At 70.0% G+C, this 15,724-nt stretch carries 12 protein-coding genes and 1 pseudogene; 7 read left to right on the forward strand and 6 right to left on the reverse strand.

Annotation, left to right across the window (positions count from 1 at the left end; all coding sequences use genetic code 11):
* The first annotated feature begins 8 nt into the window (after window positions 1-8).
* Window positions 9-1,259: a DivIVA domain-containing protein gene (locus ABZ656_RS37670; protein WP_101405652.1), complete on the forward strand. Its 1,251-nt coding sequence runs from the start codon at window positions 9-11 to the stop codon at window positions 1,257-1,259.
* Between the two features lie 343 nt (window positions 1,260-1,602).
* Here the strand turns inward: ABZ656_RS37670 and ileS are convergent, their stop codons facing one another.
* Window positions 1,603-4,746, reverse strand: a complete 3,144-nt coding sequence (gene ileS / locus ABZ656_RS37675) for an isoleucine--tRNA ligase (RefSeq protein WP_360274250.1) — start codon at window positions 4,744-4,746, stop codon at window positions 1,603-1,605.
* A gap of 630 nt (window positions 4,747-5,376) precedes the next feature.
* Between ileS and ABZ656_RS37680 the strand changes: the two genes are divergently transcribed.
* From ABZ656_RS37680 to ABZ656_RS37700, 5 genes are all read left to right on the forward strand, one after another.
* Window positions 5,377-6,366, forward strand: coding sequence for a TraR/DksA C4-type zinc finger protein (locus ABZ656_RS37680; protein WP_360274253.1), 990 nt, complete (start codon window positions 5,377-5,379; stop codon window positions 6,364-6,366).
* 92 nt (window positions 6,367-6,458) lie between these two features.
* Window positions 6,459-7,055 carry a signal peptidase II gene (lspA, locus tag ABZ656_RS37685; RefSeq protein WP_101405655.1) on the forward strand — a complete coding sequence of 199 codons (597 nt, stop codon included), beginning with the start codon at window positions 6,459-6,461 and terminating at the stop codon, window positions 7,053-7,055.
* A 125-nt stretch (window positions 7,056-7,180) separates the two neighbouring features.
* On the forward strand, window positions 7,181-8,125 hold the full coding sequence (locus tag ABZ656_RS37690) for an RluA family pseudouridine synthase (protein ID WP_097226191.1): 945 nt from the start codon (window positions 7,181-7,183) through the stop codon (window positions 8,123-8,125).
* Entirely contained in the window at window positions 8,122-8,610 is a 489-nt protein-coding gene (locus ABZ656_RS37695) for a GNAT family N-acetyltransferase (RefSeq protein ID WP_101405656.1), read from the forward strand. The genes ABZ656_RS37690 and ABZ656_RS37695 overlap by 4 nt, the downstream gene beginning before the upstream one ends.
* A 108-nt stretch (window positions 8,611-8,718) precedes the next feature.
* Window positions 8,719-10,305 (forward strand): Na+/H+ antiporter, encoded by a 1,587-nt coding sequence (locus ABZ656_RS37700; RefSeq protein ID WP_101405657.1) that lies wholly within the window; start codon window positions 8,719-8,721, stop codon window positions 10,303-10,305.
* A gap of 145 nt (window positions 10,306-10,450) precedes the next feature.
* On the opposite strand, the gene ABZ656_RS37705 is transcribed toward ABZ656_RS37700, so the two are convergent.
* Entirely contained in the window at window positions 10,451-11,602 is a 1,152-nt protein-coding gene (locus ABZ656_RS37705; protein WP_360274258.1) for a mechanosensitive ion channel domain-containing protein, read from the reverse strand.
* A 99-nt stretch (window positions 11,603-11,701) separates the two neighbouring features.
* On the opposite strand from ABZ656_RS37705, the gene ABZ656_RS37710 reads away from it, so the two are divergent.
* A complete protein-coding gene (locus ABZ656_RS37710) occupies window positions 11,702-12,271 on the forward strand; it encodes a dienelactone hydrolase family protein (RefSeq protein WP_360274261.1) in 570 nt (189 codons plus the stop codon).
* Between the two features lie 124 nt (window positions 12,272-12,395).
* Here ABZ656_RS37710 and ABZ656_RS37715 read toward each other — a convergent pair whose 3' ends face one another.
* The 4 genes and pseudogenes from ABZ656_RS37715 to ABZ656_RS37730 form a co-directional block, all read right to left on the reverse strand.
* Window positions 12,396-12,749 (reverse strand): hypothetical protein, encoded by a 354-nt coding sequence (locus ABZ656_RS37715; RefSeq protein WP_060902091.1) that lies wholly within the window; start codon window positions 12,747-12,749, stop codon window positions 12,396-12,398.
* 100 nt (window positions 12,750-12,849) lie between these two features.
* On the reverse strand, window positions 12,850-14,520 hold the full coding sequence (locus tag ABZ656_RS37720) for an alkaline phosphatase D family protein (protein WP_360274264.1): 1,671 nt from the start codon (window positions 14,518-14,520) through the stop codon (window positions 12,850-12,852).
* A 92-nt stretch (window positions 14,521-14,612) separates the two neighbouring features.
* Window positions 14,613-15,422, reverse strand: a complete 810-nt coding sequence (locus ABZ656_RS37725; RefSeq protein ID WP_101408203.1) for a thioredoxin domain-containing protein — start codon at window positions 15,420-15,422, stop codon at window positions 14,613-14,615.
* 93 nt (window positions 15,423-15,515) lie between these two features.
* Window positions 15,516-15,724: pseudogene (locus ABZ656_RS37730) on the reverse strand (hypothetical protein); the annotation flags it as partial.

Raw genomic sequence — 15,724 nt, forward strand, 5'->3', positions numbered from 1 at the left:
GTGAAGAGATGCCGTTGACCCCCGAGGACGTGCGGAACAAGCAGTTCACGACCGTCCGCCTCCGAGAAGGCTATGACGAGGACGAGGTCGATGCCTTCCTCGACGAGGTCGAAGCCGAACTGACGCGACTGCTCCGCGAGAACGAGGACCTGCGCGCCAAACTGGCGGCGGCCACGCGCGCGGCTGCGCAGAACCAGCAGCAGGGCATGCGCAAGCCGCCCGAGCAGCAGGATCAGCAGGGCCCGCCGCAGGGCATGCGAGGTCCCGGCGCCCCCGTACCCGCCGGCATATCGGGCCCGCCGCAGCAGCAGATGGGTGGCCCCATGGGTGGTCCGCCCCAGCTGCCGAGCGGTGCGCCGCAGCTGCCCGCGGGCCCCAGTGCCCAGGGCGGCCAGCAGGGCCAGGGCCCCATGGGTCAGGGTCCGATGGGCCAGGGCCCCATGGGTCAGGGCCAGATGGGCCAGGGCCCCATGGGCCAGGGTCCGATGGGTCAGGGGCAGATGGGCCAGGGTCCGATGGGCCAGGGTCCCGGCCAGCAGATGCAGCAGCAGATGCAGCAGCAGATGCCGGGCCAGATGCAGCAGCAGATGGGTGGCCCGATGGGCGGACCCATGGGTGGCCCCATGGGCGGTCACGGCCCGCAGATGCCGCAGCAGGGCCCCGGTGGCGACAGCGCCGCGCGTGTCCTCTCGCTGGCTCAGCAGACCGCCGACCAGGCGATCGCCGAGGCCCGCTCCGAGGCCAACAAGATCGTCGGCGAGGCCCGCAGCCGCGCCGAGGGTCTCGAGCGTGACGCCCGTGCCAAGGCCGACGCGCTGGAGCGGGACGCGCAGGAGAAGCACCGTGTCGCGATGGGCTCCCTGGAGTCCGCCCGCGCCACGCTGGAGCGCAAGGTCGAGGACCTGCGTGGCTTCGAGCGCGAGTACCGCACGCGTCTGAAGTCCTACCTGGAGTCGCAGCTGCGCCAGCTGGAGACGCAGGCGGACGACTCGCTCGCCCCGCCGCGTACGCCGGCCACGGCCTCCCTGCCGTCGCCCTCCGCGCCCTCGATGGCTCCGGCCGGCGCGAGTGCGCCGTCGTACGGCGGTCAGGGCATGGGCGGCGCCCCGGCACCGGCCGCGCCCTCCTACGGCGGGCAGCAGCAGATGTCGCCGGCCATGACCCAGCCGATGGCTCCGGTGCGGCCCCAGGGGCCGTCGCCGATGCAGCAGGCGCCCTCGCCGATGCGTGGGTTCCTCATCGACGAGGACGACAACTGACGGCCTTGAGTACGCCTTAGGCGTCGGCAGCGTTCAGGGCGGAGCCCCGGATCTTTCCGGGGCTCCGCCCTTTTGCTGTGCCCTCTTGCTGTGCTGTTTCGGGCGGGCGTGCGGTTTCCTTGGGGCATCTGTACGGGGTACGCAACGCCGAAGGCCGGGGCCCACCAAGATCTTTGGGATCTTTGGTGGGCCCCGGCCGGGTTGTTCTTCGGCTGCGGGTGGGTGGGGGCTGGTCGCACGGTTCCCCGCGCCCCTTGGGCCGGGGCTGCGCCCCGGACCCGGCCGCCCTGATTCGTCTGGCTGACGGCCGGTGGGGGCGTGGGTACGGCCCCGCCGCCCGGGGCTACGCCTTGCGGAGGCGGAAGGTGAGGGACAGGCCCTCGTCGGTGAACGGAGCGCCGTAGGTGTCGTCGGCCTCGCTCTGGGCGAAGTCGGTGGCGAGGACCTCGTCGGCGATCAGCGCGGCGTGCTCGTTCAGGGCGGCGATGACGGCCGGGTCGGCGGACGTCCAGCGCAGCGCGATCCGGTCGGCCACGTCGAGGCCGCTGTTCTTGCGGGCCTCCTGGATCAGCCGGATCGCGTCACGGGCGAGGCCCGCCTGCCGCAGCTCCTCGGTGATCTCCAGGTCCAGAGCGACCGTGGCACCCGAGTCGGAGGCCACCGACCACCCCTCACGCGGGGTCTCCGTGATGATGACCTCGTCCGCGGCCAGCGTCACCGTCTCGCCGTCGACCTCGACCGAGGCGGTGCCCTCGCGCAGGGCGAGGGAGAGGGCCGCCGCGTCCGTCTCGGCGATCACCTTGGCGACCGCCTGGACGCTCTTGCCGAAGCGCTTGCCCAGCGCGCGGAAGTTGGCCTTGGCCGTGGTGTCGACCAGCGAGCCGCCCACCTCGGAGAGGGAGGCGAGGGAGGTGACGTTCAGCTCTTCGGTGATCTGCGCGTGCAGTTCCCCGTCGAGGGACTCGAAGCCGATCGCCCCGACCAGCGCGCGGGACAGCGGCTGGCGCGTCTTGACACCCGACTCCGCGCGCGTGGCGCGGCCCAGCTCCACGAGACGCCGGACGAGGACCATCTGCCTCGACAGCTCCGGGTCGATGGCGGACAGGTCCGCCTCCGGCCACGAGGACAGGTGTACGGACTCGGGGGCGCCCGGCGTCACGGGGACGATCAGGTCCTGCCAGACCCGCTCGGTGATGAACGGGGTCAGCGGGGCCATCAGCCGCGTGACCGTTTCCACGACCTCGTGCAGGGTCCGCAGCGCGGCCTTGTCGCCCTGCCAGAACCGGCGGCGGGAGCGGCGCACGTACCAGTTCGAGAGGTCGTCGACGAACGCGGAGAGGAGCTTTCCGGCGCGCTGGGTGTCGTACGCCTCCAGCGCCTGTGTGACCTGGTCGGTGAGCGCGTGCAGCTCGGAGAGCAGCCAGCGGTCGAGGACCGGGCGGTCGGCCGGGGCCGGGTCGGCCTCGGAGGGGGCCCAGTCGGAGGTCCGGGCGTAGAGGGCCTGGAAGGCGACCGTGTTCCAGTAGGTGAGGAGCGTCTTGCGCACCACCTCCTGGATGGTGCCGTGGCCTACGCGGCGGGCCGCCCAGGGGGAGCCGCCGGCCGCCATGAACCAGCGCACCGCGTCCGCGCCGTGCTGATCCATCAGCGGGATCGGCTGCAGGGTGTTGCCCAGGTGCTTGGACATCTTGCGGCCGTCCTCGGCGAGGATGTGGCCCAGGCACACGACGTTCTCGTACGACGACTTGTCGAAGACGAGCGTGCCGACGGCCATCAGCGTGTAGAACCAGCCGCGGGTCTGGTCGATGGCCTCGGAGACGAACTGTGCCGGGTAGCGGCTCTCGAAGAGCTCCTTGTTCTTGTACGGGTAGCCCCACTGCGCGAACGGCATCGAACCCGAGTCGTACCAGGCGTCGATGACCTCCGGAACGCGCGTCGCCGTCCGCCCGCAGGCGTCCTGCGGGCAGGGGAAGGTGACCTCGTCGATGAACGGGCGGTGCGGGTCCAGGTTCGACTGGTCGGTGCCGGTCAGCTCGGAGAGCTCGGCGCGGGAGCCGACACAGGTGAGGTGGCCCTCCTCGCAGCGCCACAGCGGGAGCGGGGTCCCCCAGTAGCGGCTGCGGGACAGCGCCCAGTCGACGTTGTTGTTCAGCCAGTCGCCGAAGCGGCCGTGCTTGACGGACTCCGGGAACCAGTTGGTCTTCTCGTTCTCCTGGAGGAGACGGTCCTTGATGGCGGTGGTGCGGATGTACCAGGACGGCTGCGCGTAGTACAGCAGCGCGGTGTGGCAGCGCCAGCAGTGCGGGTAGCTGTGCTCGTACGGGATGTGCTTGAAGAGCAGACCCCGGTCCTGGAGGTCCTCGGTGAGCTTTTCGTCCGCCTTCTTGAAGAAGACACCGCCGACGAGCGGCACGCTCTCCTCGAAAGTGCCGTTCGGGCGGACGGGGTTCACCACCGGCAGTCCGTACGCGCGGCACACCTTGAGGTCGTCCTCGCCGAAGGCGGGGGACTGGTGGACCAGGCCCGTACCGTCCTCGGTCGTCACATACTCGGCGTTGACCACGTAGTGGGCCTCGGCCGGGAACTCGACCAGTTCGAACGGACGTTGATAGGTCCAGCGCTCCATCTCGGCGCCGGTGAAGGTCTCACCGGTGGTCTCCCAGCCCTCGCCGAGCGCCTTCTCGACCAGCGGCGCGGCGACGACGAGCTTCTCCTCACCGTTCGTCGCGACGACGTAGACGACCTCGGGGTGCGTGGCGACCGCGGTGTTGGAGACCAGCGTCCACGGGGTCGTCGTCCACACCAGGAGCGCGGCCTGGCCGGCCAGCGGACCGGAGGTGAGCGGGAAACGGACGTACACGGACGGGTCGACGACCGTCTCGTAGCCCTGCGCCAGCTCGTGGTCCGACAGACCCGTCTCGTCGCGCGGGCACCACGGGGCGACGCGGTAGTCCTGGACCAGCAGACCCTTGTTGAAGATCTCCTTGAGCGACCACCACACGGACTCCACGTACTCGGGGTCCATCGTGCGGTACGCGTCGTCCAGGTCGACCCAGTAGCCCATGCGGTTGGTGAGCTCGGTGAAGGCGTCGGTGTGACGGGTCACGGACTCGCGGCACTTGGCGTTGAACTCCGCGATGCCGTACGCCTCGATGTCCTGCTTGCCGGTGAAACCGAGCTCCTTCTCCACCGTGAGCTCGACCGGAAGGCCGTGGCAGTCCCAGCCGGCCTTGCGGCCCACGTGATAGCCGCGCATGGTGCGGAAGCGCGGGAAGACGTCCTTGAAGACGCGCGCCTCGATGTGGTGGGCGCCCGGCATGCCGTTCGCGGTGGGCGGGCCCTCGTAGAACACCCACTCGGGGCGGCCCTCGGACTGCTCAAGGCTCTTGGCGAAGACCTTCTGCTCACGCCAGAAGTCGAGCACGGCGTGCTCGAGGGCGGGCAGGTCGACCTGGGCGGGCACCTGGCGGTACGTCGGCGTTGTCATCAGCGAGCTTCCTCCGGCGGACTTTCTGCCTTCCGTCCGGAGGGACGAGAGCCTGAGCAGCCATCTCCTGGATGCTGCGAACGCCGTGCGCGGCGCGCTCCCGCGGTACCACCCTCCTTGGCTCCCCGGTGCGTGCTGTGCACCGGTGAACCCCCTCATTGGGGTCGCGATGCCGGTTCTACCGGCCGCTGCTCGCTCGCTGCGGCTTTCTTCCGGCGGCTCCGGGGTGATCTTCGCGTCGCGCTCGCCCCCGGGCTTCCACCGTCCCCGGGTCGCTCTTGGCTGCGTACGCCGCTACTCGTCCCCATCCACGCTTCTCGCTGCGCCCAGTGTACGGCGCCGTGCGGACGGCGGCCGACCGGTTTTCCGGGGTACGTCGCCGGGGCCGCCCGGGGTGGTGCCGCGGTCTGCGCGGTGACCCGAACGGCGAGGCGCGGGCGTCCGGATCCTGGGACGCCGGACCTGGCGGATTACCCGGCGGGGAGCTGGGCACAACGCATGAAGGTTCGTCGCGCGGGACCCGCGGGGCGGACGAAACGTTGGTGGGCCCGGTTGCCGCGGGCCAGAAGTCGATTTATCGTCCCAGCACGATTTGCGCGCAAAATCACAATATGTGAAGGGGCCGCGGCCATGGTGGCGAAAAAGACCGCCGTACAGCAGTCGGCGTCCGGCAGATCCACGGGTCCGGCGGCCAAGGACGTGGGCGGGAAGAAGAGCGCGTCGGTGGCGCACGCGGCGGCCAACCCGGTGAAGACCGCCACCAAGACCGTCACCAAGACGGCCACGAAAACCGCTGTCGGCAAGAAGGCGGCGGCCACCAGGAAAGAGGCCGGCGGTAAGGCCGCCGGAGTCGGTAAGACGGCCGCTCCGAAGACCGCCACCGGCAAAGCGGCCGCTACGAAGGGAGCCACCAAGAAGGCGGTCGCCAAGAAAGCGGCCGCCAAGAAGACGGTGTCCAAGGAAGTGGTGGCCAAGGAAGCCGTGGCCCGGAAGGCGGTGGCCAAGAAGGCCGACGGGAAGAGCGTGGTCAGGAAGAGCACCGGCACGGCAAGGAAAAGCACCAGTACGGCGAAGAAGTCGGTCGCTTCCGCGGCCGAAGGCGCGGCCAAGGCCGCGAAGACGACGGGAGCCACGACGGTGGTTGCGAAGAAGACTCCTGGCACGGCCACGGCGGCGCAGAACCCCACCGCGGTTCCCAAGGCGCGGATCGCCGCGGTGGAGCCCGGCGAGCTCGCGGTGCGCCCCGGCGAGGACCCCTGGACTCCGGAGGAGGCCGCGGAGGCGCGCACCGAACTCCAGTCCGAGGCGTTGCGGCTGAGCACCGAGATCTCGTCCTCCGAAGAGGCGGTCGCGGGCCTGATGCGCGACTCCGGCGACGGCGCGGGCGACGATCAGGCGGACACCGGCACGAAGAACATCACGCGCGAGCACGAGATGGCCCTGGCGGCCAACGCGCGCGAGATGCTGGAGCAGACCGAGCGAGCGCTGGAGCGGCTCGACGCGGGCACGTACGGGCTCTGCGAGAACTGCGGCGACCCCATCGGCAAGGCGCGGATGCAGGCCTTCCCGCGGGCCACCCTGTGCGTCGAGTGCAAGCAGAAGCAGGAACGCCGCTACTGAATGACTCGGGAGGGCTCCTGCGCACGTGGGCGCCGGGGGGTGTGCCGTACCCTCGTCCTCAGTCAGGCACCTAGGTCGAGGGACTCACTCACGTGGCAGAGGCGGAGCGCATCATCGGTACGCCGGATACCCCAGGAGCGGGCGGCGCCGAGCCGGAGCAGTCCGGCGTGGAAGGGACCGGGGCCCCGGCCCAGGGGCCCAGGGGCAGGCGCAGGATCGCCGTCCTGTTCACCGTCGCCGCCTTGGCGTACGCCCTCGACCTGGTCAGCAAGCTGATCGTGGTCGCGAAGCTGGAGCACCACGCGCCGATCCAGATCGTCGGGGACTGGCTGAGGCTGGAGGCGATCCGCAACGCGGGAGCGGCCTTCGGCTTCGGCGAGGCGTTCACGATCATCTTCACGGTGATCGCCGCGGCCGTGATCGTGGTGATCGCGCGGCTCGCGCGCAAGCTCTACAGCCTGCCTTGGGCGATCGCGCTCGGTCTGCTGCTGGGCGGTGCGCTCGGCAACCTGACCGACCGGATCTTCCGCTCGCCCGGGATCTTCGAGGGCGCGGTCGTGGACTTCATCGCGCCCAAGCACTTCGCAGTCTTCAACCTGGCCGACTCGGCGATCGTCTGCGGCGGCATCCTGATCGTGCTGCTGTCCTTCCGCGGGCTCGACCCGGACGGCACGGTCCACAAGGACTGATCGGACCACAAGGACTGATCGGCCCGCACGGAGTGTCCGTACGGGGACGTCTGGAGGCAGGTCCACGGGCACTGCTGTTCGGGCGATGGTCCGGCGGTGTCCGACCCGTCCGGCATACTCGACGGGTGAGCACCATTCCCGAGATCCGCAACCTGCCCGTGCCCGACGGCCTGGAGGGCGAGCGCGTCGACGCCGCCATCTCCCGGATGTTCGGCTTCTCCCGCACGAAGGCCGCCGAGCTCGCCGCGGCGGGGAAGGTCACGGTCGACGGCTCGGTGGTCGGAAAGTCCGAGCGGGTGCACGGCGGCGCCTGGCTCGAAGTGGAGATGCCGCAGGCTCCCGCCCCCGTGCAGATCGTCGCCGAGCCCGTCGAGGGCATGGAGATCGTGCACGACGACGACGACATCGTCGTGATCATCAAGCCGGTCGGTGTGGCCGCGCACCCGAGCCCCGGCTGGAGCGGTCCGACGGTGATCGGCGGCCTCGCGGCGGCCGGTTACCGGATCTCGACCTCGGGTGCCGCCGAGCGGCAGGGCATCGTGCACCGGCTGGACGTCGGCACCTCCGGGCTGATGGTCGTGGCCAAGTCGGAGCGCGCGTACACCTCGCTGAAGCGACAGTTCAAGGAACGCACGGTCGACAAGCGGTACAACGCGCTGGTCCAGGGGCACCCCGACCCGATGAGCGGCACCATCGACGCGCCCATCGGCCGGCACCCGAACCACGACTACAAGTGGGCGGTGACGGCCGAGGGCAAGCCGTCCGTCACGCACTACGACCTGATCGAGGCGTTCCGCGCGGCCAGCCTGCTCGACATCAAGCTGGAGACCGGCCGCACCCATCAGATCCGTGTCCACATGGCGGCCCACCGCCACCCTTGCGTGGGCGACCTGACGTACGGCGCGGACCCGACGATCGCCAAGCGGCTCGGTCTGACCCGGCAGTGGCTGCACGCGGTGCGCCTCGGCTTCGAGCACCCCGGGGACGGGCAGTGGGCGGAATTCGAGAGCGACTACCCCGAGGACCTGCAGAAGGCGCTCGACAAGGTGCGTGAGGAGAGCTACGCGTGAGCGGCTCGGACGGGGCGCGGGGAGGCTCCTACGCGGTGCGGGTGGCCGAGGACGCCGCGGACCGGGAGGCGTGCTTCGCGGTGCGCAAGGAGGTCTTCGTCGGCGAACAGGGCGTCCCTGAGGACATCGAGTACGACGCGTACGACGCCGGTGCCCTGCATGTGCTGGCGATCCGCGAGGACGGGGTGCCGCTGGGCACCGGGCGGCTCCTGTACGGCCCGGAGGCCGCCGCCAAGACCGGCGGCGACCCGACGGCCGGCTCGCTCGGCCGGCTCGCCGTGACGAAGGCGGCGCGCGGGCTCGGCGTCGGCGTGGCCCTCGTACGGGCCATCGAGGACGCGGCACGCGCGTGTGGGCTCGCCGCGGTGGACCTGCACGCGCAGACGCAGGCGATGGGGTTCTACGAGCGGCTCGGGTACGTGGCGTACGGCGCGGAGTTCCTCGACGCCGGGATCGACCACCGGGCGATGCGCAAGGCTCTGTGAGACGGGGTTCGTCGCACGCGGGTTGCCGGAAGGGCATTGTCGTAAGCGCGTGGCACGCTTGAGGTCTGGCTCTTCCTTGATCGCCCAGACCTAGCCGGAGCGCTGACCGTGGATCAGTTGGCCCTGTTGTTCGTGCTGCTGCTCGGGGCCGTGGTGAGCGTTCCGGTGGGGGACCGGCTCAGGCTGCCGGCGCCCGTTCTGATGACGCTCCTCGGGATCGTGCTGGCCGTCCTGGACTTCGTGCCCAATGTGGACGTCCCGCCTGACCTGATCCTGCCCCTGCTGCTGCCTCCGCTGCTGTACGCCTCGGTGCGGCGCACCTCGTGGAGACAGTTCACCGCCAACAAACGGCCGATCTTCCTGCTCGCCGTGGCGCTGGTGTTCGTCACCACGGCGGCCGTGGCCTTCGTCGCCAACGCCATCGTGCCGGGGCTGCCGATCGCCGCCGCCGTCGCCCTGGGCGCGCTGGTGGCGCCGCCCGACCCGGTCGCCGCGACGGCCGTCGCGGGACAGCTCGGGCTGCCCCGCCGACTGGTGTCGATCCTGGAGGGCGAGGGGCTCTTCAACGACGTGACGGCCATCGTGCTCTACCACGTCGCGATCGCCGCCGCGGTGAGCGGCACCTTCTCCCCGTGGCGGGCAGGGCTCGATCTGGTGCTGTCCGCGGTGGTGGCGGTCGCCGTCGGGCTGGCACTGGGGTGGGCGGCGAACAAGCTGATGTCGCTGCTCGGCGACGCCACGTTGCAGATCGGGCTGACGCTGCTGGTGCCCTTCGCGTCGTACGTCCTGGCGGAGGAGCTGCACGGGTCCGGGGTGCTCGCCGTGCTCACCACCGCGATGTTCCTCGCGGAGTACGCCACCGATGCCGACGACGTCATGACTCGGCTCGCCGGGTACACGTTCTGGGACGTGGTGGACACGCTCGTCACCGGGGTCGCGTTCGGGCTGATCGGGCTCGAACTGCACAACGCGATCAGGACGGCGTCGGGGCGGTGGGGGGAGATGCTGGGATGGGCCGCCGCGGTCGTCGCCGTCGTGGTGTTCGTACGGCTGGCGTATCTGATGCCGGCGACGTGGCTGACGAAGCGGCTGCATGCGAAACGGGACTACGACGAGGAGATTCCGACCTCGTGGCGGGAGACCGTGATCATGTGGTGGTCGGGGATGCGCGGGGTCGCGTCCGTGGCCCTCGCGCTGGCCATTCCGCTGAAGATGGACGACGGGTCGCCGTTTCCCGACCGGGACGAGATCATCTTCATCGCGTTCGGGGTGATCATGGCGACGCTGGTGCTCCAGGGGCTCACGCTGCCGTGGCTGGTGCGCAGGCTCGGGGTGCGGGCCGACGAGGATGTCGAGAAGGCGTTCGAGAAGGAGCTGGCGGTTCGGGCGGCGAAGGCGGCGAAGCGGAGGCTCAAGGAGATCGAGGAGGTGGAGGAGCTGCCGGAGGAGTTGTCCGAGCAGCTGATTCGGCGGGCCTTCGACATCGGGACGCGGATCAGTCCGGATCTGGGGGACGAGGAGCGGAGGGAGGCGTATGAGCAGCGGGCTAGACGGGTGAAGCGGTTGCGGCGGATTCAGGGGGAGATGTTGAGTGCGGCGCGGCATGAGGTGTTGTCGGCGCGGAGTGAGCCGGGGGCGGATCCGGAGATCGTGGACCGGGTGCTGCGGCACCTGGACGTCCGTAGCCTGCGGTGACGTTGCACCGGGCCTGGGCTGAGCCTGTTCTCCCGCCCGCGCACCGCCCGTTTCCACCACCCCGCCGACAAGCGACGGTCGCATGCGGGGATGACTCGTCGTCGGCGACTGCGGGTGGTGAGCGGTGGCGGGGCTCCTCTGGTGGTCAGCCTCGGCCTGGGCCCGTTCGTGGGGGGTCGGGGGTGTAGGGGGTCGTGGGGGCGGTTATCGCGTCGTCGGTGTCGTCGTGGTCCGGGCGGTGGCGGTGGCCGTTGGACCAGCGCAGCGGCAGGATCGCTTCGGCGGTGTTGACGCGGGGGAGAGCGTAGGGGTGTTCGTCGGTGAGCCAGCGGATCATGCGCTCGCGCACCGTGACCCGTACCGTCCAGATGTCGTCCGCGTCCTTCGCGGTCACCAGGGCGCGCACCTGCATGGTGTTGGGGGTGGAGTCGGTGACGGCGAGGCCGTAGTCGCGGCCGTCCCAGGCCGGGCACTCGCGCAGGATGTCGCGGAGCTGCTCGCGCATCGCCTCCACGGGCGCCGAGTGATCGACGTGGAAGAAGACGATTCCCGTCATCTGGGGGGTGCCACGGGACCAGTTCTCGAAGGGCTTGGAAGTGAAGTACGAGACCGGCATCGTGATCCGGCGCTCGTCCCACGTGCGTACCGTCAGGAACGTCAGTGTGATCTCCTCGACGGTGCCCCACTCGCCGTCCACCACGACCGTGTCACCGAGGCGCACCATGTCGCCGAAGGCGATCTGCAGCCCGGCGAAGAGATTCGCCAGCGTGGACTGGGCGGCGACACCGGCGACGATGCCGAGGATGCCGGCCGAGGCCAGCAGCGAGGCACCGGCCGCGCGCATCGCGGGGAAGGCGAGCAGCATCGAGGCGACGGCCACCACGGTGACGATCGCGGACACCACCCGTTGGATCAGGGTCACTTGCGTGCGCACCCGGCGGACCCGCGCGGGGTCGCGGTGGGCGTTCGCATAGCGGGTGTAGGAGGTCTCGACGATCGCCGTCGCGATGCGGATCACGAGCCACGCGGCGGACCCGATGAGGATCAGGGTCAGGGTGCGGCCGACGCCGACCCGGTGTTCCACGAGCAGCTTCGCCTGGTCGTACGAGCCGCGCAGCAGGGCGGCGAACAACACGAGCTGGAAGGGGACCCGTGCGCGACGCAGCAGGCCCCACAGAGAGGTTTCCTGGTGCCGGGCGTCGGCCTTGCGCAGTACGCGGTCCACGGCCCACCCGATGAGCAGCGTGAGCACGACCGAGCCACCGACGACGATCAGGGGACGCAGTACGTTCTCCATGCCTGAGACCGTAACCGGCACGGGGCCGCTCTGAACATGTCGCCCCGGTCCCCGGACCTCGATCCGGTGTTGTCGGTCCTGGCTGGCACCATGGGGCGCATGAACATCACGCTCTTTCACTCGACCTACGGGCCCCGGCCCGCGGTGCGCGCGGCGGCCGACCGGCTGCGTGCCGCGGGGCACGAGGTGTGGACCCCGGACCTTTTCGAGGGACGCACCTTCGAGACCGTGGAGGAGGGCATGGCCTTCAACGACGGGATCGGCAAGGAGGAGCTGCTCAGACGAGCCGTCCTGGCCGCCGCTCCCTACTCCGAGCGCGGCCTGGTGTACGCGGGATTCTCGCTCGGCGCCTCCATCGCGCAGACCCTGGCGCTCGGCGACGAGAAGGCCCGTGGGCTGCTGCTCCTGCACGGCACGTCGGACATCGCCGAGAGCGCGTCGGTGGACGAGCTGCCGGTCCAGCTGCATGTCGCGGAGCCGGACCCGTTCGAGACGGACGACTGGCTGAGCGCCTGGTACCTGCAGATGGGCAAAGCGGGCGCCGACGTGGAGATCTACCGGTACGCGGGCGCCGGGCACCTCTACACCGACCCCGACCTTCCCGACTATGACGAAGAGGCCGCCGAGGCCACCTGGCGGGTGGCGCTCGGCTTCCTCGACTCGCTGTAGCGGTCCGCCGCACCGGGGCGACAGACCACCGACAGACGGGCCCGGGCCACCTGTCGGATGACCCGGGCCTGCCTGTTCACCTTCGGTCAACTGCGACTACCGGCGTTGTGGAACGTCGGAGACCCTAGCCCGGGAAGCACTCCTTGGGCGGGTGCACCTGCGACGGGAAGTGACCGGACCACACCCAGGACGTCGGCTGGGAGTCGTAGATCCTGAACCACCGTTCCCCCGAGGGGGTCTTGGTGGTCGAGCACTGGATCCGCAGGGTCGTGCCCCGCGGCTCCGTGCGGTACCTCGTCGACGAGGAAGTGGGCTGGGCGTATATGGGAGAGCTTTCCGCCGTGGTCAGGTTGACGAACGCCGGTGCCGCTGCCGCTGTGGCTTCCTGCGCCTCGGCGGATGTGGCGGTGAGTCCGGCGAGGGCGAGGGCGGCGCCGAGCACTGCGGTCTTCGTCAGGACACTTTGGGGGGTGGCCATGTGACTCCAATCCTCATGGAACTGACGGTTCGTCAGTATGACGATCCGACAATGTGTGCGACGCTATCAAGATCCTTCTGGCCGCGCCCGGAGTTGTCTTCTATACCGGGTCGTAGGTGCGCTCGACCTTCTGCGTGCCGGTGCGCGTGCGGTACGAACGAGCCCAGGCCGAGGTCGCGTTGGCGTTCGTGCGGTCGGACAGGACGTAGTAGTCCATCTGCGCGTGGTCGGCGGTGATGTCCAGGACGCCGTATCCGTGGCGGTCGGTGTCGACCCAGTGGACGTGCCGGTTGGCGATCTGGATGAGCGGGGCGGCGACCGCGGAGACCGTGCCCTCGGGGACCTTCACGATGTCGTCGAGGTTGTCCGAGGTCACCGAGGTGATCACGAACTCGGTGGCGGCCGACGCGGACAGTGGGTACGTTCCGGCGTCCACCGGCACGTCGTTGGCCCAGGACATGTGGATGTCGCCGGTGAGGAACACCGTGTTGCCGATCGCGTTCGAGCGCAGATGGGCGAGGAGTTCACGGCGGTCGTCGGTGTAGCCGTCCCACTGGTCGGTGTTGACGCCGATGCCGTCCTGCGGCAGGTCCAGCAGCTTGGCGAGCGGCTTGAGCAGGTCGGCGGTGAGCGAGCCGATGACGAACGGCGCGATCATCACCGAGTTGCCGACCAGCCGCCAGGTGGTGTCGGATGCCTTCAACCCGGCCTTCAGCCAGTCGAGTTGTGCGCGCCCGATGATCGTACGCTCCGGGTCGTCGACCGAACCGCTGCCCGTGGACGCCTGCTGGGAGCGGAAGGAGCGCAGATCCAGCAGGGACAGGTCGGCGAGCTTGCCGAAGCGCAGTCGGCGGTAGGTGGTGCCCTCGATCGCCGGGCGCACCGGCATCCACTCGAAGTAGGCCTGCTTCGCGGCGGCCTGACGTGCCGTCCAGGTTCCCTCGGCGCCCTCGGTGTGGTTGACCGCGCCGCCGGACCAGGCGTTGTCGGCGAACTCGTGGTCGTCCCAGATCGCGATGACCGGCGCCTTGAGGTGCAGGGCCTGAAGGTCCGGGTCGGTCTTGTACTTTCCGTGCCGGGTGCGGTAGTCGGCGAGCGTGATGATCTCGTTCAGGGGCGCATGAGGCCGTACGACCGTGCCGCGGGCCGCGTACTCGCCGGACTTGTACTCGTAGATGTAGTCCCCGAGATGCAGCCAGGCGTCCAGGTCGCTCCGTGCCGCGAGATGGCGGTACGACGCGAAGTAGCCCGCCTCCCAGTTGGCGCAGGTGACGACGCCGAAGCGCAGGCCGGAGACGCTCGCGTCCGCCGCCGGCGCGGTGCGGGTGCGCGCCACCGGCGAGTCGGTGCCGCCGGCCGAGAACCGGAACCAGTAGTCGGTGGCCGGCCGTAGACCACGGATGTCGGCCTTCACGGTGTGGTCGGAGGCGGCGGTCGCGGTGAGGGAGCCCTTGGAGACGACGTTCGTCAGCGCCTTGTCCGTGGCGACGATCCAGCTGACCTCGGTGTCCGGGCCGAGCCCCGAGCCGGGTATCGCCTCGGAGCCGGGCGTCACCCGGGTCCACAGCAGGACACCGTCGGGCAGCGGGTCGCCGGAGGCGACACCGTGCAGGAAGGCGGGAGTGTCCGTGGCGGCGCGGGCCGGGAGCGCGGCGGCGAGCGGGCCGGCCAGGACAGCGGTCGCCGCCGCGGCCTTGACGACCGTACGGCGGCGGGGCGAGGGAGAGTTGAGGCCCTGAGATGCCTCGGATGATCTGTATCGACTGGTCACGACCGAACAGGTTACTGATCGGTATGCGCGAGAGCGGGCGAACCTCGAAAGTTCGCCCGCTCTTCATGCGGAGGCCGGATTCCCCGTTGGCGTCAGCCCTTGAGGGCCGCGTCCACCACCTTGTCGAAGTCGGCCACCGTCAGCAGCGGGGTGCCGCCGTTGAGCTGCTTGCCGTCCATGACGAAGCCCGGGGTGCCGGTCACACCCTCCTTGTTGTCGTCGAAGGTCTTCGACATGGCCATCGCCCAGGCGTCGTAGGTGCCCTTCTTCACCGCGTTCTGGAACGCGGTGTTGCCCTTCAGCGCGGTAACGGTGTCGGCGACCTTGAGGAGGTAGGCGTCGTCCTTGAACTTGTCGGTCGTCTCGTCCGGGTGCCACTTCGTCGAGTACAGCGCGGTCTTGTACTCGAGGAACGCCTCGGGGCTGACGTTCAGCGCGGCGCCCAGGGCGCTCAGCGCGTTCTTGGAGCCCTGGCCGTTGTCCTTGTCGTCGATGAACGTGGCGCCGACGTACTGGAACTTGAACTTGCCGTCGTCGATGTCCTTCTTCACGGTCGAGCCGACGGTCTGCTCGAACTGGGCGCAGACCGGGCAGCGCGGGTCCTCGTAGATCTTGAGGGTCTTCTTGGCGGTGCTCTTGCCGATGACGACGGTGGTGCCCTTGGTGCCCGTGGTGTTGGCAGGGGCGACGACCTTGGCGTCCTTCAGGCCCGCCCAGTAGCTCGGCTTGTTGTTCTGCACGACCGCGTAGCCGACGCCGCCGGCTATCGCGAGGACGGCGACGATGGAGCCGGCCACGATGGCCTGGCGCTTGACCTTGTCGCGCTTGGCCTGGCGCTCGCGCTCGAGGCGCAGCTTCTCCCTGGCCGCCGTCTTCGCCGCCTGGCTGTTCCGCTTGCTCATGTTGGTGATCTCCATGGGGGACGCGCACACGTCGTACGCGGATACGTATGGGGGACTGCTGGTGCTCAAGGGCTGTCGCGCAGAAGCGATGGCTCAGGCGACAGCGGCCGAGAGCGGCGGTCCACGCCGTCCCAGGGAGTGCACGAACAGGCTGGTACGGGCGCCCGCGCTCCGGCGCGCGGGGCGCGGCAGCCGGCGTACCGGGGCGAGCCGTACGGTCACGGCGGCGACCGCGATCAGCAGGGGCCGGAAGGTGGCCGCGGCCACCGCGCGCAGCAGCTGGTCCAGGGCGCGGTCGCCGC

Source organism: Streptomyces sp. NPDC007095, assembly GCF_040634475.1.
In the GTDB taxonomy this organism is placed as follows: domain Bacteria; phylum Actinomycetota; class Actinomycetes; order Streptomycetales; family Streptomycetaceae; genus Streptomyces.